Source organism: Streptomyces sp. NPDC001443 (assembly GCF_053597355.1).
Genome location: NZ_JBSFIA010000015.1, coordinates 28,193 through 46,101, shown reverse-complemented (window position 1 = coordinate 46,101; position 17,909 = coordinate 28,193). Strand labels below are relative to the sequence as shown.

Here is a 17,909-nt window from a genome sequence, read left to right as displayed (position 1 = left end):
GGGGTCAGAGGCTGATCCAGCCGAGGGCCAGGGCGGCGATCCCGACGACCGCGCCGACCACCGACACGGCGAGGACGACGAGTTCACGGCCCGAGAACACCCGCCGGCCCTGCTCCCTGCGGGCCATCACGAACAGGGCGGTGGCGGGTGCGTAGACGATGAGCGAGAGCAGCAGGAACCTGGGGCCGGCCGCGTAGAGGAGGAACGCCGTGTACACGGTGGCCAGCAGGGCGACGAGCAACTCCCCGTTCCCGCGCCTGCTCGCGCCGCCCCCCGCCGCCGCGCCCGTCCCGCCCGTCGGCCCCCGGCCGGCCTCACCCCCCGGCCCGCCGCGCCCGTCTCCCGGACGTTCGCTCCCGGTAGGACCGCCGGGTCCGGTCGGCGGCCCGGTACCGCCGCCGGCGCCCGGTCCGCTCGCCACCGCGACGCGCCCCCTGTCCCGGCGCCCGGCGAGCGCGACCCGTACCGCGAAGGCGGCGGCCAGCAGGAACGGGATCAGCGTCAGCGCGCTGGTGAGATCGAGCGCGAAGTCGAACGCGTCGTCCGAGAACAGGGTGACGATCAGGAAGACCTGACTCAGCAGGGTGGTCATCACCAGCGCGGGCACCGGCACGTCGGCCGCGGTGGAGCGTTTCAGGAACCGCGGCATGTCGTCGTCCTGGGCCGCCACGAACAGCACCTCGGCGGCCATCAGGGTCCAGGCGAGATAGGCGCCGAGGACGGACACGACCAGCCCGACGCTGACGAAGACCTGGCCCCAGGTGCCCACGGCGGACTCCAGGACGCCCGCCATGGAGGGCTGCCGGAGCCGGGCGATCTCACCCATCGGCAGCAGGCCGTACGACACGATCGTCACCGACGCGAAGATCGCGAAGACGCTGAGGAAGCCGAGGACGGTGGCACGGCCGACGTCCTCCCGGCGGCTGGCGTGCCGGGAGTAGACGCTGGCGCCCTCGACCCCCAGGAACACGAAGACCGTGACCAGCATGGTGCCCTTGACCTGGTGGAAGAGCGATCCGGCGTAGTCGGCGCCGGCGAAGTTGTCGGCGAAGACCTGGGGGTCGAGGTAGAAGAGCGCGAGCAGGACGAAGACGATGATCGGCACGACCTTGGCGACGGTGACGATCCGGTTGACGGCCGCCGCCTCCTTCACCCCCCGGCGGATCAGCAGGAAGAACAGCCACAGGCCCACCGAGGACAGCACCACGGCGAGCACCGTGTCGCCGTGGCCGAGGCCGGGGGCGACGGCACCGGCCGTCGACATGATCAGTACCCAGTACGTCACGTTGCCGACGCAGGCGCTGGCCCAGTAGCCGAACGCCGAGAAGAAGCCCAGGTACTCGCCGAAGCCCGCCTTGGCGTACGCGTACACGCCGGCGTCGAGGTCCGGGCGGCGCACCGCGAGCGTCTGGAAGACGAGCGCCAGCATCAGCATGCCGGTACCGGCGACGGCCCACGCGATCAGCGCGCCGGCGACCCCCGTGTGCGCGGCGAAGCGGCTCGGGAGGGAGAAGACGCCCGCCCCGACCATGGATCCGACGACCATGGTGGTGAGGGTCGGCAGGCTCAGTTTCGCGACAGCCACGCGTGTGACACTAATAGTGAAATACCGGAAACAACCGGATGAACTGCCCCAAATGCCTGACGGAAGAATCAGTCATATCGTTCTGGTATGGAGCACGCACTCAGTCCAACGACCCTCGCCGAGCTGCGGCGACCGCGCCCCTATCCGGCGGTGTCCGTGCTGACCCCGACGCATCGCCGCGAGCCCGACAACGCACAGGATCCCGTCCGGCTGCGCAACGCGGTCGCCGAGGCCAAGCGACAGCTGGAGTCCGATCCCGCGGTCACCCGGGCAGGACGCACCGCGGTCGTCGACCAGTTGGACCGCGCGCTGGCCGAGGTCGACCTCGCGCACGCCGAGGACGGTCTGGTGATCTTCGCCGCTCCGGGAGAGCACCAGGTGTGGTCGCTGGCCCGTCCGGTACCGGAACGGGTCGTACTCTCGGACACCTTCCTGACCCGCAACCTGGTCTCCGCGCAGGCGGCCGAACGGCCGTTCTGGGTGCTGTCGGTCTCCGCCGATCGCGTCACGCTCTGGAACGGCGGCGCCGACCGGGTGGCCGAGGAGCACATCGGCGCGTTCCCGATGACCCGCGGTCTCGACAACTTCGACGCCGAGCGCCAGCAGCGCATCGGTGACCATGCCAGCACCTTCCGCGACGAGGGAACCCGCCACTTCCTGCGCGAGGCCGACATCGCGATGAGCCGGATCCTGCGGGGCAGCCCGCGGGCCCTGTACGTCACCGGCGAACCGGCGGCGCTGTCCACGCTGTCCGAGGTGGGCGGGGCCACCAGCAGGAACGCGGTGCACATCCCGCACGGCGGACTCGCGAACGGCTCCCCCGACGCGGTGTGGCAGGCCGTACGGCCCGTGCTGGCCGCCGAGGCCCGCAGGAACGTGGAGTCCGTCCGCCGGGAGCTCGAATCCGCCCGCGGCCGCAAGGAGTTCGCGGCCGGCGTGGACGAGATCTGGCGCAACGCGGTGGAGGCGCGGATCCGGCTGCTCGCCGTCGAGGAGAACTACCGGATCACGGTCCGTGACGACGGCGACCATCTGATCCCCGCCCTGAGCGGCGACCTGGACGCCCGCGAGGACATCGTGGACGAGATCGTCGAACAGTGTCTGGAGACGGGAGCGGACGTCCGCTTCGTCCCGGACGGCACGCTGGGCGACTCCCAGGGAATCGCGGGCGTGCTGCGCTACTGACGCGGCTCCCCCGCGGTCCCGTTCCCCCGGGTCCCGCCGGCACGCCCCCCCGCACACGGACCGGCACGCGTCCGCGCTCTCCTGTCCCCTTGACGACCATGAAACGCTGGTCGCCGAGGACCCGCCCGGGCAGCACCGCTGCCCGCCGCGGGCCCCGGAAAGGAGTCTGGGAGTCGTGTCCGACCTGCTGGGGGTAGCTGTTCTGGGAGCCGGCCACATGGGTGCCGACCATATACGACGTCTCGCTCAGGTGGTGAGCGGTGCGCGAGTGGCCGCCGTCGCCGATCCCGACGCGGGACGCGCCAAGGAAGCGGTCGCCGGGCTCGACGGTGTCGTGGTGCACACCGAGGTGGAGGCCGCCCTCGCGGCGCCGGGCGTCGACGCCGTACTGATCGCGTCGCCGGGTCCGGCGCACGAGGAGGCCCTGCTGGCGGCCTTCGACCGCGGTCTGCCGGTGCTGTGCGAGAAGCCGATGGTGCCGGGGTCCGCGGGAGCGCTGCGGGTGGTCGAGGCGGAGGCGCGGCTGGGCCGCAGGCTCGCCCAGATCGGGTTCATGCGCCGCTACGACGCCGAGTACCGGCGGCTGAAGTCCCTGCTGGACAGCGGGCGGTTGGGGCGGCCGCTGATGCTGCACTGCACCCATCGCAACGTCTCCTCGCCGCCCGGCTTCACCAGCGCCATGCTGATCGACAGTTCCGTGTCGCACGAGATCGACGCGGCCCGCTGGCTGCTGGACCAGGAGCTGACCGCGGTGAGCGTGTTCCGGCCCCGGGCCGCCTCGGGCGCCCCCGAGGGCCTGCTGGACCCGCAGTTCGTGCTCTTCGAGACCGCCGGGGGCGCTCTCGTCGACGTGGAGGTCTTCGTCAACTGCGGCTTCGGCTACCAGGTGCGCTGCGAGGCGGTCTGCGAGCAGGGCAGCGCCCGGATCGGCGAGGAGCACGCCATGGCCGTGACGGCGGCGGGCGCCGCGAGCCGGGAGGTCCCGGCGGACTACCTCGTGCGGTTCGCGGACGCCTACGACCGTGAGGTGCAGGCCTGGGTCGACGCGACCCGGCGGGGCCACGTCACCGGGGCGAGCGTCTGGGACGGTTACGCCTCCTCCGTCGTCGCCGAGGCCGGGGTCCGGGCGCTGGAGAGCGGCGGCCGGGTGACCGTGGAACTCGCCCCGCGCCCGGACCTGTACGCGGGCGTCAGCCGCTGACGCTGGGGGCGCCGGTCTCCAGGTGGCCGGTGAACCGGCGCGACCAGGTGGTGTCGGAGTCGACGGTGACCGTGAGGTCGTACCAGCCGTTCTGGTGGGCGACCACGTCGAAGAAGTCCTCCGTCGACCCGCCCGCCGCGACCCGGTAGGTCCACGGACCGTCGTCGCGGTAGTGGTTCGCGGTGATCGTGAACGTGACCGCGGCGGCGGCCGAGTTGGTCATCCGCAGCCAGAGGGCCTCGCGGCCCGTACCGGACTCCACCGCGTAACGCGCGCTCACCTCTGCCGACTTGCCGGCCCTGGTCGCGTCGCCCCGGAACCGGCGCAGGAAGCGGTTGGGGCCGAGCATCGTCAGGTCGTACTTGCCGTCGCCGTACCCCGCGCCGATGTTGAAGGAGTCGGTCGCGGTGGCGCCCGCGTCGACCGTGTACTGCCAGGGCGTGGTGTCGCGGTAGGCGTTGGGATGGATCGAGAAGTGCGCCGCCCGGGTCGCGGGGGCGCCCTGGTTGGCCATGGTGAACCAGGCGAGGATCCGGCCGCTCGCGCCGAACTCCAGCCGGTCCAGCTGTCCGCCGGGCTGGTAGGGCAGCGCCCGGGCGGGCCTGGTGCCGGGCTCCTGGGCGGGCGGCGCGTTGGTGGTGGGGACCGGGTTGGGCAGCGGCCCGCAGGTGGCGTAGCCGATGACGCTCGTGGCGGGCAGGTCCACCGCGCCGTACACCGGGGCGGCGAAGTCGAAGACGCCGGTGAGGTCGCCGCTCACCCTGCGGCGCCAGGCGCTGATGTTGGGGCAGGCGGCGGGCTTGCCCAGGGCCGTCGTCCAGGTCTCCAGGAAGCGCAGGACCGAGGTGTGCTCGAAGACCTCGGAGGAGACCCAGCCGCCGCGGGTCCAGGGCGAGATCACGATCATGGGGACGCGGAAGCCGAAGCCGTACGGGACCCCGTTGAGGAACTCCCCGGCGGTGCCGGCGGGCGGGACCGGGGGCGGCACATGGTCGAAGAAGCCGTCGTTCTCGTCGTAGTTGAGGAACAGGACGGTGGAGTCGAGGACTTGGGGATCCGCGGCCAGCGCCCGGTAGACGAGGTCGACGAAGTGGGCGCCGTCGCCGGGCGGGGCGTACGGATGCTCGGAGAAGGCCTGGTTGGCCACCACCCAGGAGACCTGGGGGAGCGTGCCCGCGACCACGTCCGCCCTGATGGCGGCGGCGATGTCGTCGGGGGTCGAGCCGGTGACCGCCGGCACGGAGGACATGCCCCGGTCGTACAGCGGGTCGCCCGCCCTGGCGGCGGCGAACTTCTTGAAGTACGCGCAGCCGTTGTCCCCGTAGTTGTCCCGGGCGTTCTGGTAGACCCGCCAGGTCACCCCGGCGCCCTGGAGCGCCTCGGCGTAGTTCTGCCAGGTCAGACCGGACTCGTCGCCGCCGTCGTAGCTGGCCGCGTCGACCTTGCCGCTCCACAGGTAGGTGCGGTTGGGGCCGGTCGCGCTGAGCGTGGAGCAGAAGTAGGCGTCGCAGACGGTGTAGTTGTCGGCGAGCGCGTAGTGGAAGGGGATGTCGGCGCGGTCCAGGTGGCCGAGGGAGCGCACGTTGCCCACGCCCGAGACCCACTTGTCCATCCGGCCCTTGTTCCAGGCGGCGTGCTGCGAGGACCAGGAGTGCGGCAGTTCGCCGTTGCACTGCGCCAGGGTCTCGCCGTCCGCGCCGCCCGCCGCCGGGGTGGCGCTCAGCCGCCACGGGTACTGGCGGCCGGAGCCGTTCGGCTGGTCGAGGACGCCGTGACCGCCGGCCAGGGTGATGCCGCTGCGGTCGTCGAAGCCGCGCACTCCGCGCAGGCGCCCGAAGTAGTGGTCGAAGCTGCGGTTCTCCTGCATGAGGATCACCACGTGGCGTACGTCCGAGATCGTGCCGGTGGCCGCCGCCCCGGCCGCGGCGGCCGTCCGGGGGCCCGTGCCCGTCGCGATGCCCGCCGCCATGGAAGCGCCCAGTCCCACGAAACCTCTTCGGCTGATCGGTGTCATTCGCCCCGCCCTCGTCAGCGGAGTGCCCTTGCGGCACACCGTCGCAAGGCTGCACGGGGCAGTCGTCGAGCTCCCTGCCCGCGCGGCGAGACCGAGGTGAATAGCTGTCAAATGTGTTGCTCAGTACGCGACTTGCTTTCAGGCGGTGGGGAAGAGGGCCCGCAGCCCCTCGTCGACGGCGGCGGCGAGGTCCTCCTCGCCCGGCGCCACGACCGCGTAGGTGCGGACCAGGAAGCGACGCAGCGCGGGGGTGTCGAACTGGAGCAGCGCCATCCCGTGCGGGGAGTGGAACTCCAGGACGGTACGGGACCCCCCGCACGGCCAGATGTGCACGTCGCCGCCGCCCGCCGGGCCCTGGAGGCCGGCCTCCAGCAGCGTCCGGCCGAAGGTCCAGGTGGCTCCCGCGCCGTCGAGGGAGACCTCGGGCGGGAAGTCGACGTGGACGGCGAGCGGGTCGGTGGCGGTGTAGCGGAAGACGGCGGGGACGGGAAGCTCCCGCTGCTCCGCGGTGATCAGGCGGCCGTGGCTGGGCTGCTCGACGGTGACGTCCATGGTCGTTCTCCCCCGGGATGGTTGGCTGTTCGCTCGGCCGGATCGCGGTTCTTGTCTTTACGACCCCGTAGCGGGCCTTCGCATTACGCGAAGCCGGTAACAATTTGGTGTGACTCGCATCACTCGATATGCGATGCGCTCATTCATAGAACAAAGAGACGTCGAACGCACAGCTGATCGCGGTCAATAGAACTCATCGATCCATCAAGCCACGTACTCCGTCTACGCCTTGCCCCATCGGACCACGTACGTCACTCACCCCACCCCACCGCGCCTTGAAGACCCTGACACATGCCAGAAGCACCACCGGATCGGGTGTTGCCGAATCCCTTACACGGAGTCGCGGGCTGTGCAACAGTCGTAACGGTCCTTCCGTCAGCCTTGGTCGTACCGTTCCCGCATCGGAGTGCGTCATGCCGTCCCCTCGCTCTGCGGACCGCCCCGCCGCGCAGCCGCCCGGACGCGGTTCGGTCGACGCGCTGATATCGCAGGCGCGACGGCTCAAGGGCGAGGTGGACGCCGTACGGCGTGACGCGCCGGGCGACGGATCCCACCCGGAGGAACGCTGGCAGCGCGCCCTGTACGACCTGGCGCTGCACCAACTCGACGACCTGGACGCGCACTTGGCGCAGCTCAGGGACGGCCCGCCGGCACCGCCCGCTCCCGGGACGGCACCCGTGCCGCCGCCCGCACCCGTCGCACCCCGCGGCGACTCCCTGCTCAGCCGGGTCGGCAGCGCCGAGTGGAACCTGCTGACCGACGAGGCCAGTTGGTCGGGCGAGCTGTTCGCGATCCTCGGCCGGGACCCGGCCGCTCCCCCGCTCACCCTCGACGAACTGCCCTCCCTGGTGCTCGACGAGGACCGTGCGCTGCTGACCGCCATGGTCACCGACTGTCTCGTCGACGCCAGGCCCATCGACGGGGAGTTCCGCGTCAGGCGCCCGGACGGCGGGCTGCGCACCGTCCACATGATGGGCGAGCCCGTCCTCGACGCCGACGGCGGCACCGTCTCCATGTGGGCGGTCCTGCGCGACGTCAGCGAACTGCGGCGCACACAGCGGGCGGTGACCGAGTCCAGGGACTCGCTGCGACACCACCAGCACCGCGCCCGGACCGAGCACCGGCTCGCGGTCGAACTCCAGGAGGCCGTGCTGCCCCCGTGGCGCGGCGCCCTGCGACTGCCGCACCAGGGACCCCGCGCGCTCGACCTGGCCGCCCACTACCTGCCCGCCTCGACGAGCACACTCATCGGCGGCGACTGGTACGACGCGCTGGAACTGTCCGACGGCGAGACCCTGTTGAGCGTCGGCGACCTCACCGGGCACGGCCCCACCGTCACCTCCGGCATGGCGATGCTCCTCGGCGCCCTGCGCGGCATGGCGATGGCGGGCACCGGACCCGCCCAACTGATGGCATGGCTGAACCAGTTGATCGACGCCACCGTCCAGCCGGCCCTCGGCAGCGCGGTCTGCTGCCGCTACCGCCCGGACACCCGCACCCTGGTGTGGGCGCAGGCCGGACACCCCGCCCCGCTGCTGTACCGCGGCGGGACGGGGCGCAGGCTCGACTCCCCGGACGGGGTACTGCTCGGCGCCACCTCGGGCGCCGTCTACGGGCAGGCCGAAGTGACCCTCCAGGTCGGCGACCTGCTCCTGCTGCACACCGACGGACTGGTCCCCGGGCGCAGCCGGGACACAGCCGTGGACCGACTCCTCGACCTGGCACCGCGGTTCGGCGAGGCGCGCACCGCGCAGGACGGTGTACGGATGGTCGTGGAGGAGTTCGGCGGGGCCGAGCGGCAGGACGACGCGTGTGTGCTCCTGGCCCGCGTGGCCTCGTGATCGGTCGGCTGTCACCGGTCGTGGTCGTCCGGGTGTCACCGGTCGTGGTCGTACAGCCGGCGTCGGCTGTGGCCGTGCGGCTGTCGTCGATTGTGGTCGCATAGTCGTCGTCGGTCGGGCCCGTGGTCGGTCACCGGTCGAGCCGGTGGGCCGGCCGTGTTCTGTCGTCACCTCTGGTTCGGCTCACGACAGCGGCCGCACGAAGCCCTCAGGCCTGCGCGCTGCCGCTTCTCTTCGCCGGCTTCGGCAGCGCCAGCCGGATTTCCTCGCGCAGTTCGCTGATCCTCGGATAGGCGGCGTACTCCGCGGTGAGCCGGTACATCTGGCGCAGCCGGTCCCAGGTGCGGAGCGAGGAGTTCGAGCCCATCGAGACCAGCGCGAGCCGGGCGTAGCGGTCGGCCTGTTCGGGGTCGTCCGCGATGAAGCACGCGGAGGCCATCGACAGGAAGTCGAAGATCTTCGACCGCTGCCGTCCGTCGACCCGCAGGGCCAGCGCCTTCTCCGCGTAGTACTGGGCGTGCACGGCCGCCGCCGGATCGTGCTCGGCCAGCGTGCGGTAGGCCAGTGCCTGCATGCCGTAGAGGTCCTCCTCCTTGAACGTCTGCATCCAGTCCGGGGTCTCCCGGTCCGCCCGGTCGGAGACGAAGAGGTCCTCCGCCTGCCCCAGCGTGCGGCGCATCGCCTGCCCCTTGCCCATCGACGCCTGCGCCCAGGCCTCCACGGTGTCGAGCATCGCCCGGGTGCGCGGCAGCACTTCGTCGCCCACACCGGACTTGGCGAGGTTCATCAGGTCCAACGCGTCGCCGGGCCGCCCCAGATGCACCATCTGGCGGGCCGCCCTGGACAGCGCCTCCCCTGCGCGCGGCCGGTCACCGCCCTCGCGGGCGGCATGGGCCGCGATGAGGAAGTACTTCTGGGCCGTGGGCTCCAGGCCGACGTCGTGCGACATCCAGCCGGCGAGGACGGCGAGGTTGGCGGCGACACCCCACAGGCGCCGCTGGAGATGCGGAGGATGGTGATAGGCGAGCATGCCTCCCACCTCGTTGAGCTGACCCACCACGGCCTTGCGTTGCAGGCCGCCACCGCGGGCCGCGTCCCAGGCCCGGAACACCTCGACGGATCGCTCCAGTTCCTCGACCTCCTGCGCCCCGACGGGGGCGGCCTCGTAGCGGTCGAACCCGGCGGGATCGGCGTGCAGGGGGTGGTCGAGTCGAGGAGCATCGGCGGTCAGGGTCGGATCGGTGTGCAGCCAGTCGTACATGGCGCTGCTGAGGGCGGATCCGGCGGCGAGCGCGGCACCCGCGCCCACCAAGCCGCGTCGGTTGAGCATGAGGTCCATTCCCGTGAATTCGGTGAGGACCGCGGCAGTCCGCTCGGGCGCCCACGGCACACCGTCGGGATGTTCCACGCTCCCGGCGCCCTGCCGCTTCCCCGCACGCCCGTGCCGGACCAGACCTAGGTCCTCTATGGTCACGACACGGCCGAGTCGCTCGGTGAACAGGGCTGCCAACACCCGCGGCACCGGATCACGCGGGATCTCTCCCATGTCGATCCACCGCCGCACCCGCGAGGTGTCGGTCGACAGCTGGGGGTGGCCCATGGCCGCCGCCTGCCGGTTGACCAGCCTCGCGAGTTCGCCCTTGGACCAGCCGGCCAGGCCGAACAGGTCCGAAAGACGGGTGTTGGGTTCTCCGCTCACGTCAAGCCCCCAGGTTCTCGGCTGACTTGAATGTAGCCCGGTGAGAGTTGCCGGGCGACTATTCGCCAGGCTTCGCCAGGGTTCGCCAGATGGTGTGCCACGGGACGACGGGTGTCAGGTAGGAATGCGCCACCCCGACCCGGTCGCCGAGGGACATTCCCCAGGATGCACCCGGGCGGCCGGGCCGGGCAGCGCACTGACGTCGCAGGCACACGAAGGGATCTGTCTCGCCCATGTACGCAGCATCGTCCTCCGTGTCCGCCCCGCCCCGGCTCCTGCACCCCCGCCCGGGCGGCAGCGGCCCCTACCTCGACCCCGCGCGGTCGACCGCGGCCCCCGTCATCGGTGCGGGCCGACCGCGGCGGGCCCCGGGCGTCGGTACGCAACCGCTCAGCGGGAGACTCGACTTGTCCGGTCCGCAGGGCGCCCAGCTGCGCGCGGCGATCGCGTCGGTGCACCGGATCTGCCCGGAGTTCTCCCCGGTGCAGGTGCTGCGCCGCAGCGGCCGCTCGGTCCTCCTCGTCGGTACGACGGGACGCAGCACGGCCGTCGCCAAGTGCTTACTCGACCACTCGCCCGTATGGGCCGAGCGGTACCGCCACGAAATAGCTGCGTACCGCACGTTCGTCCGGCAGCGCCCCCCGGTGCGCGTGCCGAGACTGATCGCGGCGGACCCGGACAACTGCACCCTGGTGATCGAGCGGATGCCCGGCCGGGTGGCGGCCCTCCAGCGGCACCCCGCCGAGGCCCCGGCCCGTACCGACATCAAGGCGGTGCTCGGCGCGATCTGCCAGCTCAACCGCTGGCGTCCGTCGCCGGGGACCTTCGACGCACCGCTGGACTACGCGGCCCGCATCTCCCGCGACCACGAGCTGGGCCTGCTCACCGACCGGGACATGGGCGACCTCCAGAAGCTGCTGCACGGCATCGCGCTCTCCGCGGGCCGGCAGGGCATGGGCCAGTTCTGTCACGGCGACGCCCTGCTCTCGAACATCCTGCTCTCACCGGCCGGTCCAGTACTGGTGGACTGGGAGCACGCCGGCTGGTACCTCCCGGGTTACGACCTGGCGACGCTGTGGTCGGTGCTCGGGGACGCGCCGGTGGCCCGTCGGCACATCAGCCAGATCGCCCAGCAGGCGGGACCGGCGTCCCGGGACGCGTTCCTGGTGAACCTGATGCTCGTCCTGACCCGCGAGATCCGTACCTACGAGACCGCCGTGCAGCGTTCGCTGAACGAGCCGGCCCCGGCGGCACCGGGCGCGACCGCCCCGAGTGGGGCGCCGTCCGGCGAGGAACAGCGGCTGCTGCTGAGGCGACTGCACGACGACTGCCAACTGGCCCGCCGGGCCGTACGCGCGGCGGTCGGCACTCGCTGACGCGAACGACGGTCCGCGGCGCGTGTCCGAGCGACGACGCACACCGCGGACCCTCGTCCTACCCGCCCCTCCCACCACGGGTCCCGTCGCCCCTGCCCCCTCGCGCCTGCTGCCCCGCTTCCCCGGTGCGCTCCCGCGGCCGTCACCGGCCGCCCCGCACGGCCATTGGTGTACTCCACTGACGCCCCGCAGGCCCGCGAGCCGTCGCCACGAAACTCGCCGCACCCCCTGCTGACATGGGAAATCGCCTCCCTCTGGGCATGATTGACGGATCGTCGGAGAGCCGGTACCACTGACACGCCCGGCCCCGCACGTCTCATCGCGCCCGATCGCCCCAGGAGGCTGCATTGCCCGGAAACGCCACCGCCCCCGACCGACCCACCGGGCGCAGACGCGTCCGCGCAGCCGCGGGCACCGTGGCCTGCGCGGCCCTGCTGCTCCCCCTGCTCGGCGCCGCCCCGTCGGCGGGCGCCACGAACTCCACGGACCGCCTCCAGCAGGCGTTCGCCGACGCCGCCGCCACCTACCACGTACCGCAGAGCGTGCTGCTCGGCGTCTCCTACCTCCAGTCCCGCTGGGACGCGCACGACGGCGCCCCGAGCGTCACCGGCGGTTACGGCCCGATGCATCTCACGGACGCCCGCACCGCCCTCGCGCAGGCGTCGCACCACAGCGACGGCACGGAGGACGCGCGCGGCGACAGCGCCCGGCCCGCCCTGGTGCGCACCGCCGAGGTGCCGACCGACGCGCAGCTCCCCGACCGCCTCAAGACGCTGCCGAAGGCCGCCGAACTGACCGGCCTGAGCGCCGAGGCCCTGCGCACGGACCCCGCCGCCAACGTGGCGGGCGGCGCCGCGCTGCTCGCCGCCGCCCAGCGGGACCTGGGCGAGCCGCTGAGCGCCGATCCGGCCGAATGGTACGGGGCGGTCGCCCGGTTCTCCGGCGCGGACGACACCGCCACCGCGGCGGCGTACGCGAACGACGTGTACGACGTGCTGCACACCGGCGAGAAGCGCACCACCGACGCCGGTCAGGTGGTCGCCCTGACCGCGCGGCCGGGCCTCGTGCCCGACACCGGTCAGCTGGCCCGCACGGGTCTGCGCACGGTCTCCGCCGACGGCACGGAGTGCCCGAAGACGGTCTCCTGCGAGTGGATCCCGGCGCCGTACGCGGAGTTCGGCGACAACGACTACGGCAACCACGACGTGGGCGACCGCCCGGCGTCGCAGAGCATCCGCTACATCGTCATCCACGACACCGAGGGCGCCTGGGACGGGACCATCAGCCTCGTCCAGGACCCGACCTATGTGTCGTGGAACTACACGCTGCGCTCCACCGACGGCCACATCGCCCAGCACGTGAAGGCGAAGGACGTGGCCTGGCACGCGGGCAACTGGTACATCAACGCGAAGTCGATCGGTCTGGAGCACGAGGGCTTCCTCGCCGCGCCGGACACCTGGTACACGGAAGCCATGTACCGGTCGTCGGCCCGCCTGGTGAAGTACCTCGCCACGAAGTACGGCATCCCGCTGGACCGGCAGCACATCCTCGGTCACGACACCGTGCCCGGCCCGACCACGGCGACCGTGCCCGGCATGCACACCGACCCCGGGCCCTACTGGGACTGGCGCCACTACTTCGAGCTCCTGGACCACCCCTTCAAGCGCACCGCGAGGAAGGGCGGCGGTCTGGTGACGATCCTGCCCCGGTACGCGGCCAACCAGCCGGTGTACACGGGCTGTGTGACCAAGGGCGTGCCGTGCGACGCGCACGGCTCCAGCGCGGTGCGGCTGTACTCCGACCACGACACGAACTCGGCGCTGATCAAGGACATCGGCCTGGGGACGGCACCGACCGACAACGTGAACGACCTGTCCTCGCGGGCGTCGACCGGTCAGCGGTACGCGGTCGCCGACCACTGGGGCGACTGGACGGCGATCTGGTTCCTGGGCCAGAAGGCCTGGTTCCAGAACCCGAGGAAGCAGCCGACCGCGGTGGACGCGACCGGGCTCGTGATCACGCCGAAGGCGGGCCTCGACAGCATCCCGGTCTACGGGCGTGCCTACCCGGAGAAGGAGGCCTATCCGGCGGGGGTCCCGGCCCAGACGGTGTCACCGCTGCCGTACCGGATCCTCGCGGGCCAGCGGTACGCGGCGGGCGAGAAGGTACCGGGCGAGTACTTCTACGCGGTCACCTTCGCCACCGACTCGCACAAGGTGGTCGTCGGCACGGACCAGTACTACGAGATCCAGTACGGCCACCGGGTGGAGTTCGTGCGCGCCGCGGACGTCGACGCCGTCCCGTCGTCCCACTGACGGGCGTCGGGGCCCGACCGGTGCCGGTCGAAACCGGTGCCGGTCGGCCCTGACGGGTCAGCCCTGCTGGAAAAGTTCCGCCGGGAGCGGCTTCAGCAGGGCGTACAGGTCGTCGGTGATGGGGCGGTCCCAGGCGGCGATGGTCACGAGGACGTTGTCGCTGCGGTCGAACTGCACGCAGGAGATCCGGCCCTCGGACAGCTTCAGCCGGCGCACGATCAGCAGGTTGTCGCCCTGCATCACGGGCATGTCCTCGGTGCCGACGACGGTCACCTCCTCGTCGTTCTCCAGCGCCAGCAGGAGCTGGGCCACCTCGAAGGGGATCTCGCCCTCGGCGACCTCGCGGGCCGGGGAGCCCTCGGGCAGATTGCCGATGATCATCGCGGGGCCACGGCCGCCGAAGAGGTCGTAGCGCAGGAAGACGCCCTGGCAGCTGCCGTCGGGGGCGGGCAGCAGGCCCGCGCCCAGATTGCCGGGCCAGTCGCCCGGGTCCATGGCCAGAACGTCGAAGTCGGGCCCGGCGGGGGTGGCGCTGCGGCGGCGGAGGAACGACATGCGGCCATGGTACGTGCCCGCGCGTGTTCGGCGACGTGTGGGCGGACCGTTCCCCGTGGCGGCGCCTCGGCCCGCGCAAGTGCGCGGGGCGCGGCGGGGGCGGCGGCGGCCGGGCGGCCGTACCGATGGGGTCGGCCGGCCGTGTGAGCGGCGGGGCCTGCGGGGCCGGCCGTGCGAGCGGCGGGGCCGGCCGACCGTGCGAGCGGGGGGGCCGGTGGATCTCCGCTCGCCGTGATCCGTTCGGGTGCCGCAGGTGCCGCAGGTGCCGCAGGCACCGCCCGACCTCGCGCCGGCCGGTTCCCGGGCCTGTTCCCGGCCGGTCTCTCGGCCGGTCTCTCGGCCTGCTCCCGGCCGGTCTCTCGCCCGGCGTCCCGACCTGCTCCCGTTCCCGGCCGCTCTCTCGGCTGTTCCCGGCAGGCCTGCCGCCCGACTTCCCGACCGGTTTCCCGGCCGCTCCGAGTGGCCGGTTTCCCGGTCGCCGCCGAGTCGGTCCCCGGCCGCGTGACGCGACCGGTCCCACGGCCGCTCCCCCGGTCGGTCCCCGGTCGTTCCGCGGTCGCGTCCCGGTGGCTCTCAGCCCGGACTGTGGTCGGCCAGGGCCGTCGGCAGTCCCGTACGGTCCGTGCCGATCTTGCGGCAGACCGCGGAGAGCAGCCGTACGACGGTCGGCTCGTCGGTGTCCAGTTCGCCGGCGATCTCGGTGTCGCTGCGGCCCCGGGCCGCCAGCCCGGCCGCGGTGCGCTCACGCGCGGTGAGCGTGTCGGTCTCGTCGGTGTGCAGTCGGCGCGGGCGCAGCCCGGCGGCGGCCAGTCCGTCGCGGGCGGCCCGGACGAGGCCGTCGGCACCGCACTGCGCCGCGGTCTCGAGACCTCGGTAGAGGTGGTCCGCGGCCTCCTCGGCGCGGCCGGCGCGGTGCAGTTCGGTGCCCAGGGCGACCAGGGCGCAGGCGAGCTCGTAGGCGGCCGGGGAGCGCTCCAGGTGGGAGACGGACTCCTCCAGGTACTTGACGCGGACGGAGCCCGAGGAGACCTCGGCGGCGGTACGCAGTGCCTGGCCGATCGTGGAGGGGGCGCCGAACTGGCGGGCGCGGGCGAGCGCTTCGTGTGCGACGGCCACGGCCCGCTCGGGGTCGTCGTGGGCCACGGCGCGGGCGAGATGGAGCTGCCAGGGGCACCAGGCGGGGTTGCGGATGCCGCGCGGGTCGAGGCGGCGGCCCGCGGCGGACAGCTCGGCCGCCGCCTCCTCGGTCAGCCCGCGGGCGAGGAGCAGCTCGCCGTACACGGTCTGGGCGTCGGGGAAGACGACGGCCGCCGGGAAGGGCGCGGAGAAGCAGTGGTGGTCGGCGACCTCCGCGGCCTCGGCGACCCGGCCACGGGCGATCAGCACCTCGACGAGGGTGCCGACCGCGTACCAGTGGGCGGGGGTGCCGGGACCGACGCGTTCGGCCAGCCGCAGCCCGGCGCGGACGAAGTCCTCGGCCTCGGCGAGCCGGCCGCGCCGGTAACGGACGTAGGCGAGGATCGTGTAGGCGAAGGAGAGGTGGGCGCCGCGCCAGCCCTGGCGTTCGAACTCGGCGATGCCGGCGGCGAAGAGTTCCTCGGTGCGGCCCGGACGGTCGGCGTACATGAAGGCGACGGCGACCAGGACGGGCACCTCGAAGCCGCGGTCGGGCTCGGCCCAGCCGAGGCCGCCGGCGAGGGCGCGTTCGGCGTGGTGGAAGGCGACCTGGGCGGGCTCGCCGCGCTGGATGGCGTCCCAGGTGCGCAGGCCGATGATGTACCGCTCGGTGAGGTCACGGCCCTTGAGCCGGTCGGCGAGCCGGGCGAGGCGGCGGGAGCGGGCGGGGTGGTCGGGTTCGTCGGCTCGGAAGGCGTTCCACATGAACTCCTCGGAGGCCATGCGCAGTTTCACCCGGGCGTCGTCGGTGACGCGGATCGCGCCGGCCAGCGTGTCGCAGGCCTCGGCCAGGCGGTCGCTGTGGGCGAGGACCTGGGAGAGGCGGTAGACGATGTGGTGGCGCAGTTCGGGGTCGGCGATGGGTTCTTCGAGGGCGGCGCGCAGATGGTTGACGGTGGTCGCCGGTTCGGTGAGCAGGGAGGCGCAGCCCAGCTCGTACAGGATGGCGGCCCGGTCGCCGGCGGGCGGGGGTTCGCGCAGGGCACGGGCCAGGTAGCTGCGGGCGGCGTCGGGGGCGCCGGCCCTGAGGGTCTCGCCGGCGGCGGCGCGCAGTTGCTGGACGACCCAGGGGTCGCCTTCGGGATGGGTCTCCAGGAGGTGGCGGGCGGCGGCCGCGGGGCCGAGCCCGGCGTCGATGACGCACCAGGCGGCCTGGCCGTGCAGGGCGACCCGGAAACTGGCGGAGATGTTGCGGTAGACGGAGGTGGCGATGAGGGGGTGGACGAACTCCAGGGTGCTCTCACCGGTCAGGACACGGGCGCCGCGCAGGGCGTCGGCGGCGTCGGCGGCCTCCTCGTGGCCGAGTCCGGCGACGGCGGCGGCGAGGTCCAGGGGGATCTCGGTGCCGAGCACGGCGCACGCCCACGCGAAGCGGACGGTGGAGCTGCCGAGCCGTTCGATACGGGAGATCAGGCCGCTGCCCTTGGCGGCGGCCGCGAGGTCGCGCAGCAGGTGGGCGCCGTCCTCGGTCGGGTTGAGCCCGCGGTCGTGCACCTTGGCGGTCAGTTCGACGGTCTCGAACGGGTTGCCCGCGGTGACGGCCCAGCACTCGTGGCAGAACGCGTCGTCGGCGTGGCCGCCGACCGCCTCGCGGACCAGTCCTGCGACGGCTGCGGCGCTCAGCGGCTCCAGATCGAGCGGGCGGCCGCCGGCGCGGCCGGGCAGTCGGCGGAACGACTCCGCGTGCTCGGGGAGTTCGTCGGGCCGGTAGGCGACGACGACCAGGAGCGGGAGTTCCTCGGCGCGCGGGGCGAACGCGGCCAGCCAGCCCAGGGATTCGGGGTCGGCCCAGTGCGCGTCGTCGAGCAGGAGGACCATCGGGGCACGCTGGACGGCGAGGTGGGTGAGCACCCAGTCCAGCCCGTCGCGCAGACCCTGGAGGTCGGGCGGGGCGCCTTCGGTGGGGGCGCAGATTCCGAGCGCGGGTCCGACGATGTCGTACCAACTGCCCAGCGAGGACCGCAGTTCGGTCTCCGCCATGCCCGCGAACTGCGGTTGGAGCAGTTGCCGGGCGACGTGGAAGGCGACGCGCTGTTCCTGGTCCCCGCCACGGGCGGAGAGCACCGTGCAGCCGCGGGCGACGGCTCGGCGGCGTACCTCGGCGAGGAGGGTGGTCTTGCCGATGCCCGCGTGTCCGGCGAAAGCAAGCAGGGCGCCACGCGGCCGGTCGGACGGTTCGGCACCGTCCGCGCGCAGGCCGGTCAGCTCTCCCAACGCCTCGTCGACGGCGGCGAGTTCACTCTCACGCTCGAAGAGAGTCCTTCTGCCGCGCGCGAAGTACTGCCCCATGGTTGCACCCCCTGTCACGATGATCTACCCGCGCGGGGAGCGGGCGCGCACCGTGACCTACAGGCAGCTCAGCGTACGCCTTGCGGGGCGGGTACGGCCCGCCCTTGAGCATTACCCGTGG

11 protein-coding genes are annotated in these 17,909 nt (G+C 72.7%); 5 read left to right on the top strand and 6 right to left on the bottom strand.

Annotated features, from left to right (window positions below; all coding sequences use genetic code 11):
• Positions 1-4: 4 nt before the first annotated feature.
• Positions 5-1,585, bottom strand: a complete 1,581-nt coding sequence (locus ACWC24_RS17755) for a basic amino acid/polyamine antiporter (RefSeq protein WP_450663743.1) — start codon at positions 1,583-1,585, stop codon at positions 5-7.
• Positions 1,586-1,672: 87 nt separating this feature from the next.
• Here ACWC24_RS17755 and ACWC24_RS17750 point away from each other — a divergent pair, with 87 nt between their 5' ends.
• Together ACWC24_RS17750 and ACWC24_RS17745 are read left to right on the top strand one after the other, a co-directional pair.
• The gene (locus tag ACWC24_RS17750) at positions 1,673-2,770 is read left to right on the top strand and encodes a baeRF3 domain-containing protein (RefSeq protein WP_450663742.1); all 1,098 of its coding nucleotides are present in this window, start codon (positions 1,673-1,675) and stop codon (positions 2,768-2,770) included.
• Positions 2,771-2,945: 175 nt separating this feature from the next.
• A complete protein-coding gene (locus ACWC24_RS17745; protein WP_450663741.1) occupies positions 2,946-3,971 on the top strand; it encodes a Gfo/Idh/MocA family protein in 1,026 nt (341 codons plus the stop codon).
• Here ACWC24_RS17745 and ACWC24_RS17740 read toward each other — a convergent pair.
• Positions 3,961-5,985 carry a phosphocholine-specific phospholipase C gene (locus ACWC24_RS17740; protein WP_450663740.1) on the bottom strand — a complete coding sequence of 675 codons (2,025 nt, stop codon included), beginning with the start codon at positions 5,983-5,985 and terminating at the stop codon, positions 3,961-3,963. The genes ACWC24_RS17745 and ACWC24_RS17740 overlap by 11 nt on opposite strands.
• A gap of 138 nt (positions 5,986-6,123) precedes the next feature.
• Entirely contained in the window at positions 6,124-6,537 is a 414-nt protein-coding gene (locus tag ACWC24_RS17735) for an SsgA family sporulation/cell division regulator (RefSeq protein WP_450663739.1), read from the bottom strand.
• 413 nt (positions 6,538-6,950) lie between these two features.
• On the opposite strand from ACWC24_RS17735, the gene ACWC24_RS17730 reads away from it, so the two are divergent.
• Positions 6,951-8,378, top strand: a complete 1,428-nt coding sequence (locus ACWC24_RS17730) for a PP2C family protein-serine/threonine phosphatase (RefSeq protein ID WP_450663738.1) — start codon at positions 6,951-6,953, stop codon at positions 8,376-8,378.
• Between the two features lie 208 nt (positions 8,379-8,586).
• Here the strand turns inward: ACWC24_RS17730 and ACWC24_RS17725 are convergent, their stop codons facing one another.
• On the bottom strand, positions 8,587-10,077 hold the full coding sequence (locus ACWC24_RS17725; RefSeq protein WP_450663737.1) for a DNA-binding protein NsdB: 1,491 nt from the start codon (positions 10,075-10,077) through the stop codon (positions 8,587-8,589).
• 233 nt (positions 10,078-10,310) lie between these two features.
• On the opposite strand from ACWC24_RS17725, the gene ACWC24_RS17720 reads away from it, so the two are divergent.
• Both ACWC24_RS17720 and ACWC24_RS17715 read left to right on the top strand, forming a co-directional pair.
• Positions 10,311-11,453 (top strand): aminoglycoside phosphotransferase family protein, encoded by a 1,143-nt coding sequence (locus ACWC24_RS17720; protein ID WP_450663736.1) that lies wholly within the window; start codon positions 10,311-10,313, stop codon positions 11,451-11,453.
• A 347-nt stretch (positions 11,454-11,800) separates the two neighbouring features.
• The gene (locus ACWC24_RS17715) at positions 11,801-13,768 is read left to right on the top strand and encodes an N-acetylmuramoyl-L-alanine amidase (protein ID WP_450663735.1); all 1,968 of its coding nucleotides are present in this window, start codon (positions 11,801-11,803) and stop codon (positions 13,766-13,768) included.
• 57 nt (positions 13,769-13,825) lie between these two features.
• Here ACWC24_RS17715 and ACWC24_RS17710 read toward each other — a convergent pair whose 3' ends face one another.
• Complete coding sequence (locus ACWC24_RS17710) at positions 13,826-14,323, bottom strand: hypothetical protein (protein WP_351606116.1); 498 nt, start codon at positions 14,321-14,323, stop codon at positions 13,826-13,828.
• Positions 14,324-14,896: 573 nt separating this feature from the next.
• Positions 14,897-17,788: an ATP-binding protein gene (locus ACWC24_RS17705; protein WP_450663734.1), complete on the bottom strand. Its 2,892-nt coding sequence runs from the start codon at positions 17,786-17,788 to the stop codon at positions 14,897-14,899.
• Positions 17,789-17,909: the final 121 nt, after the last annotated feature.

Excerpts from the sequence above, each read along its gene's own strand:
- ACWC24_RS17750 (WP_450663742.1), top strand. The coding sequence starts at position 1,673 with ATGGAGCACGCACTCAGTCCAACGACCCTCGCCGAGCTGCGGCGACCG.
- ACWC24_RS17740 (WP_450663740.1), bottom strand. The coding sequence starts at position 5,985 with ATGACACCGATCAGCCGAAGAGGTTTCGTGGGACTGGGCGCTTCCATG.
- ACWC24_RS17735 (WP_450663739.1), bottom strand. The coding sequence starts at position 6,537 with ATGGACGTCACCGTCGAGCAGCCCAGCCACGGCCGCCTGATCACCGCG.
- ACWC24_RS17730 (WP_450663738.1), top strand. The coding sequence starts at position 6,951 with ATGCCGTCCCCTCGCTCTGCGGACCGCCCCGCCGCGCAGCCGCCCGGA.
- ACWC24_RS17720 (WP_450663736.1), top strand. The coding sequence starts at position 10,311 with ATGTACGCAGCATCGTCCTCCGTGTCCGCCCCGCCCCGGCTCCTGCAC.
- ACWC24_RS17710 (WP_351606116.1), bottom strand. The coding sequence starts at position 14,323 with ATGTCGTTCCTCCGCCGCCGCAGCGCCACCCCCGCCGGGCCCGACTTC.
- ACWC24_RS17705 (WP_450663734.1), bottom strand. The coding sequence starts at position 17,788 with ATGGGGCAGTACTTCGCGCGCGGCAGAAGGACTCTCTTCGAGCGTGAG.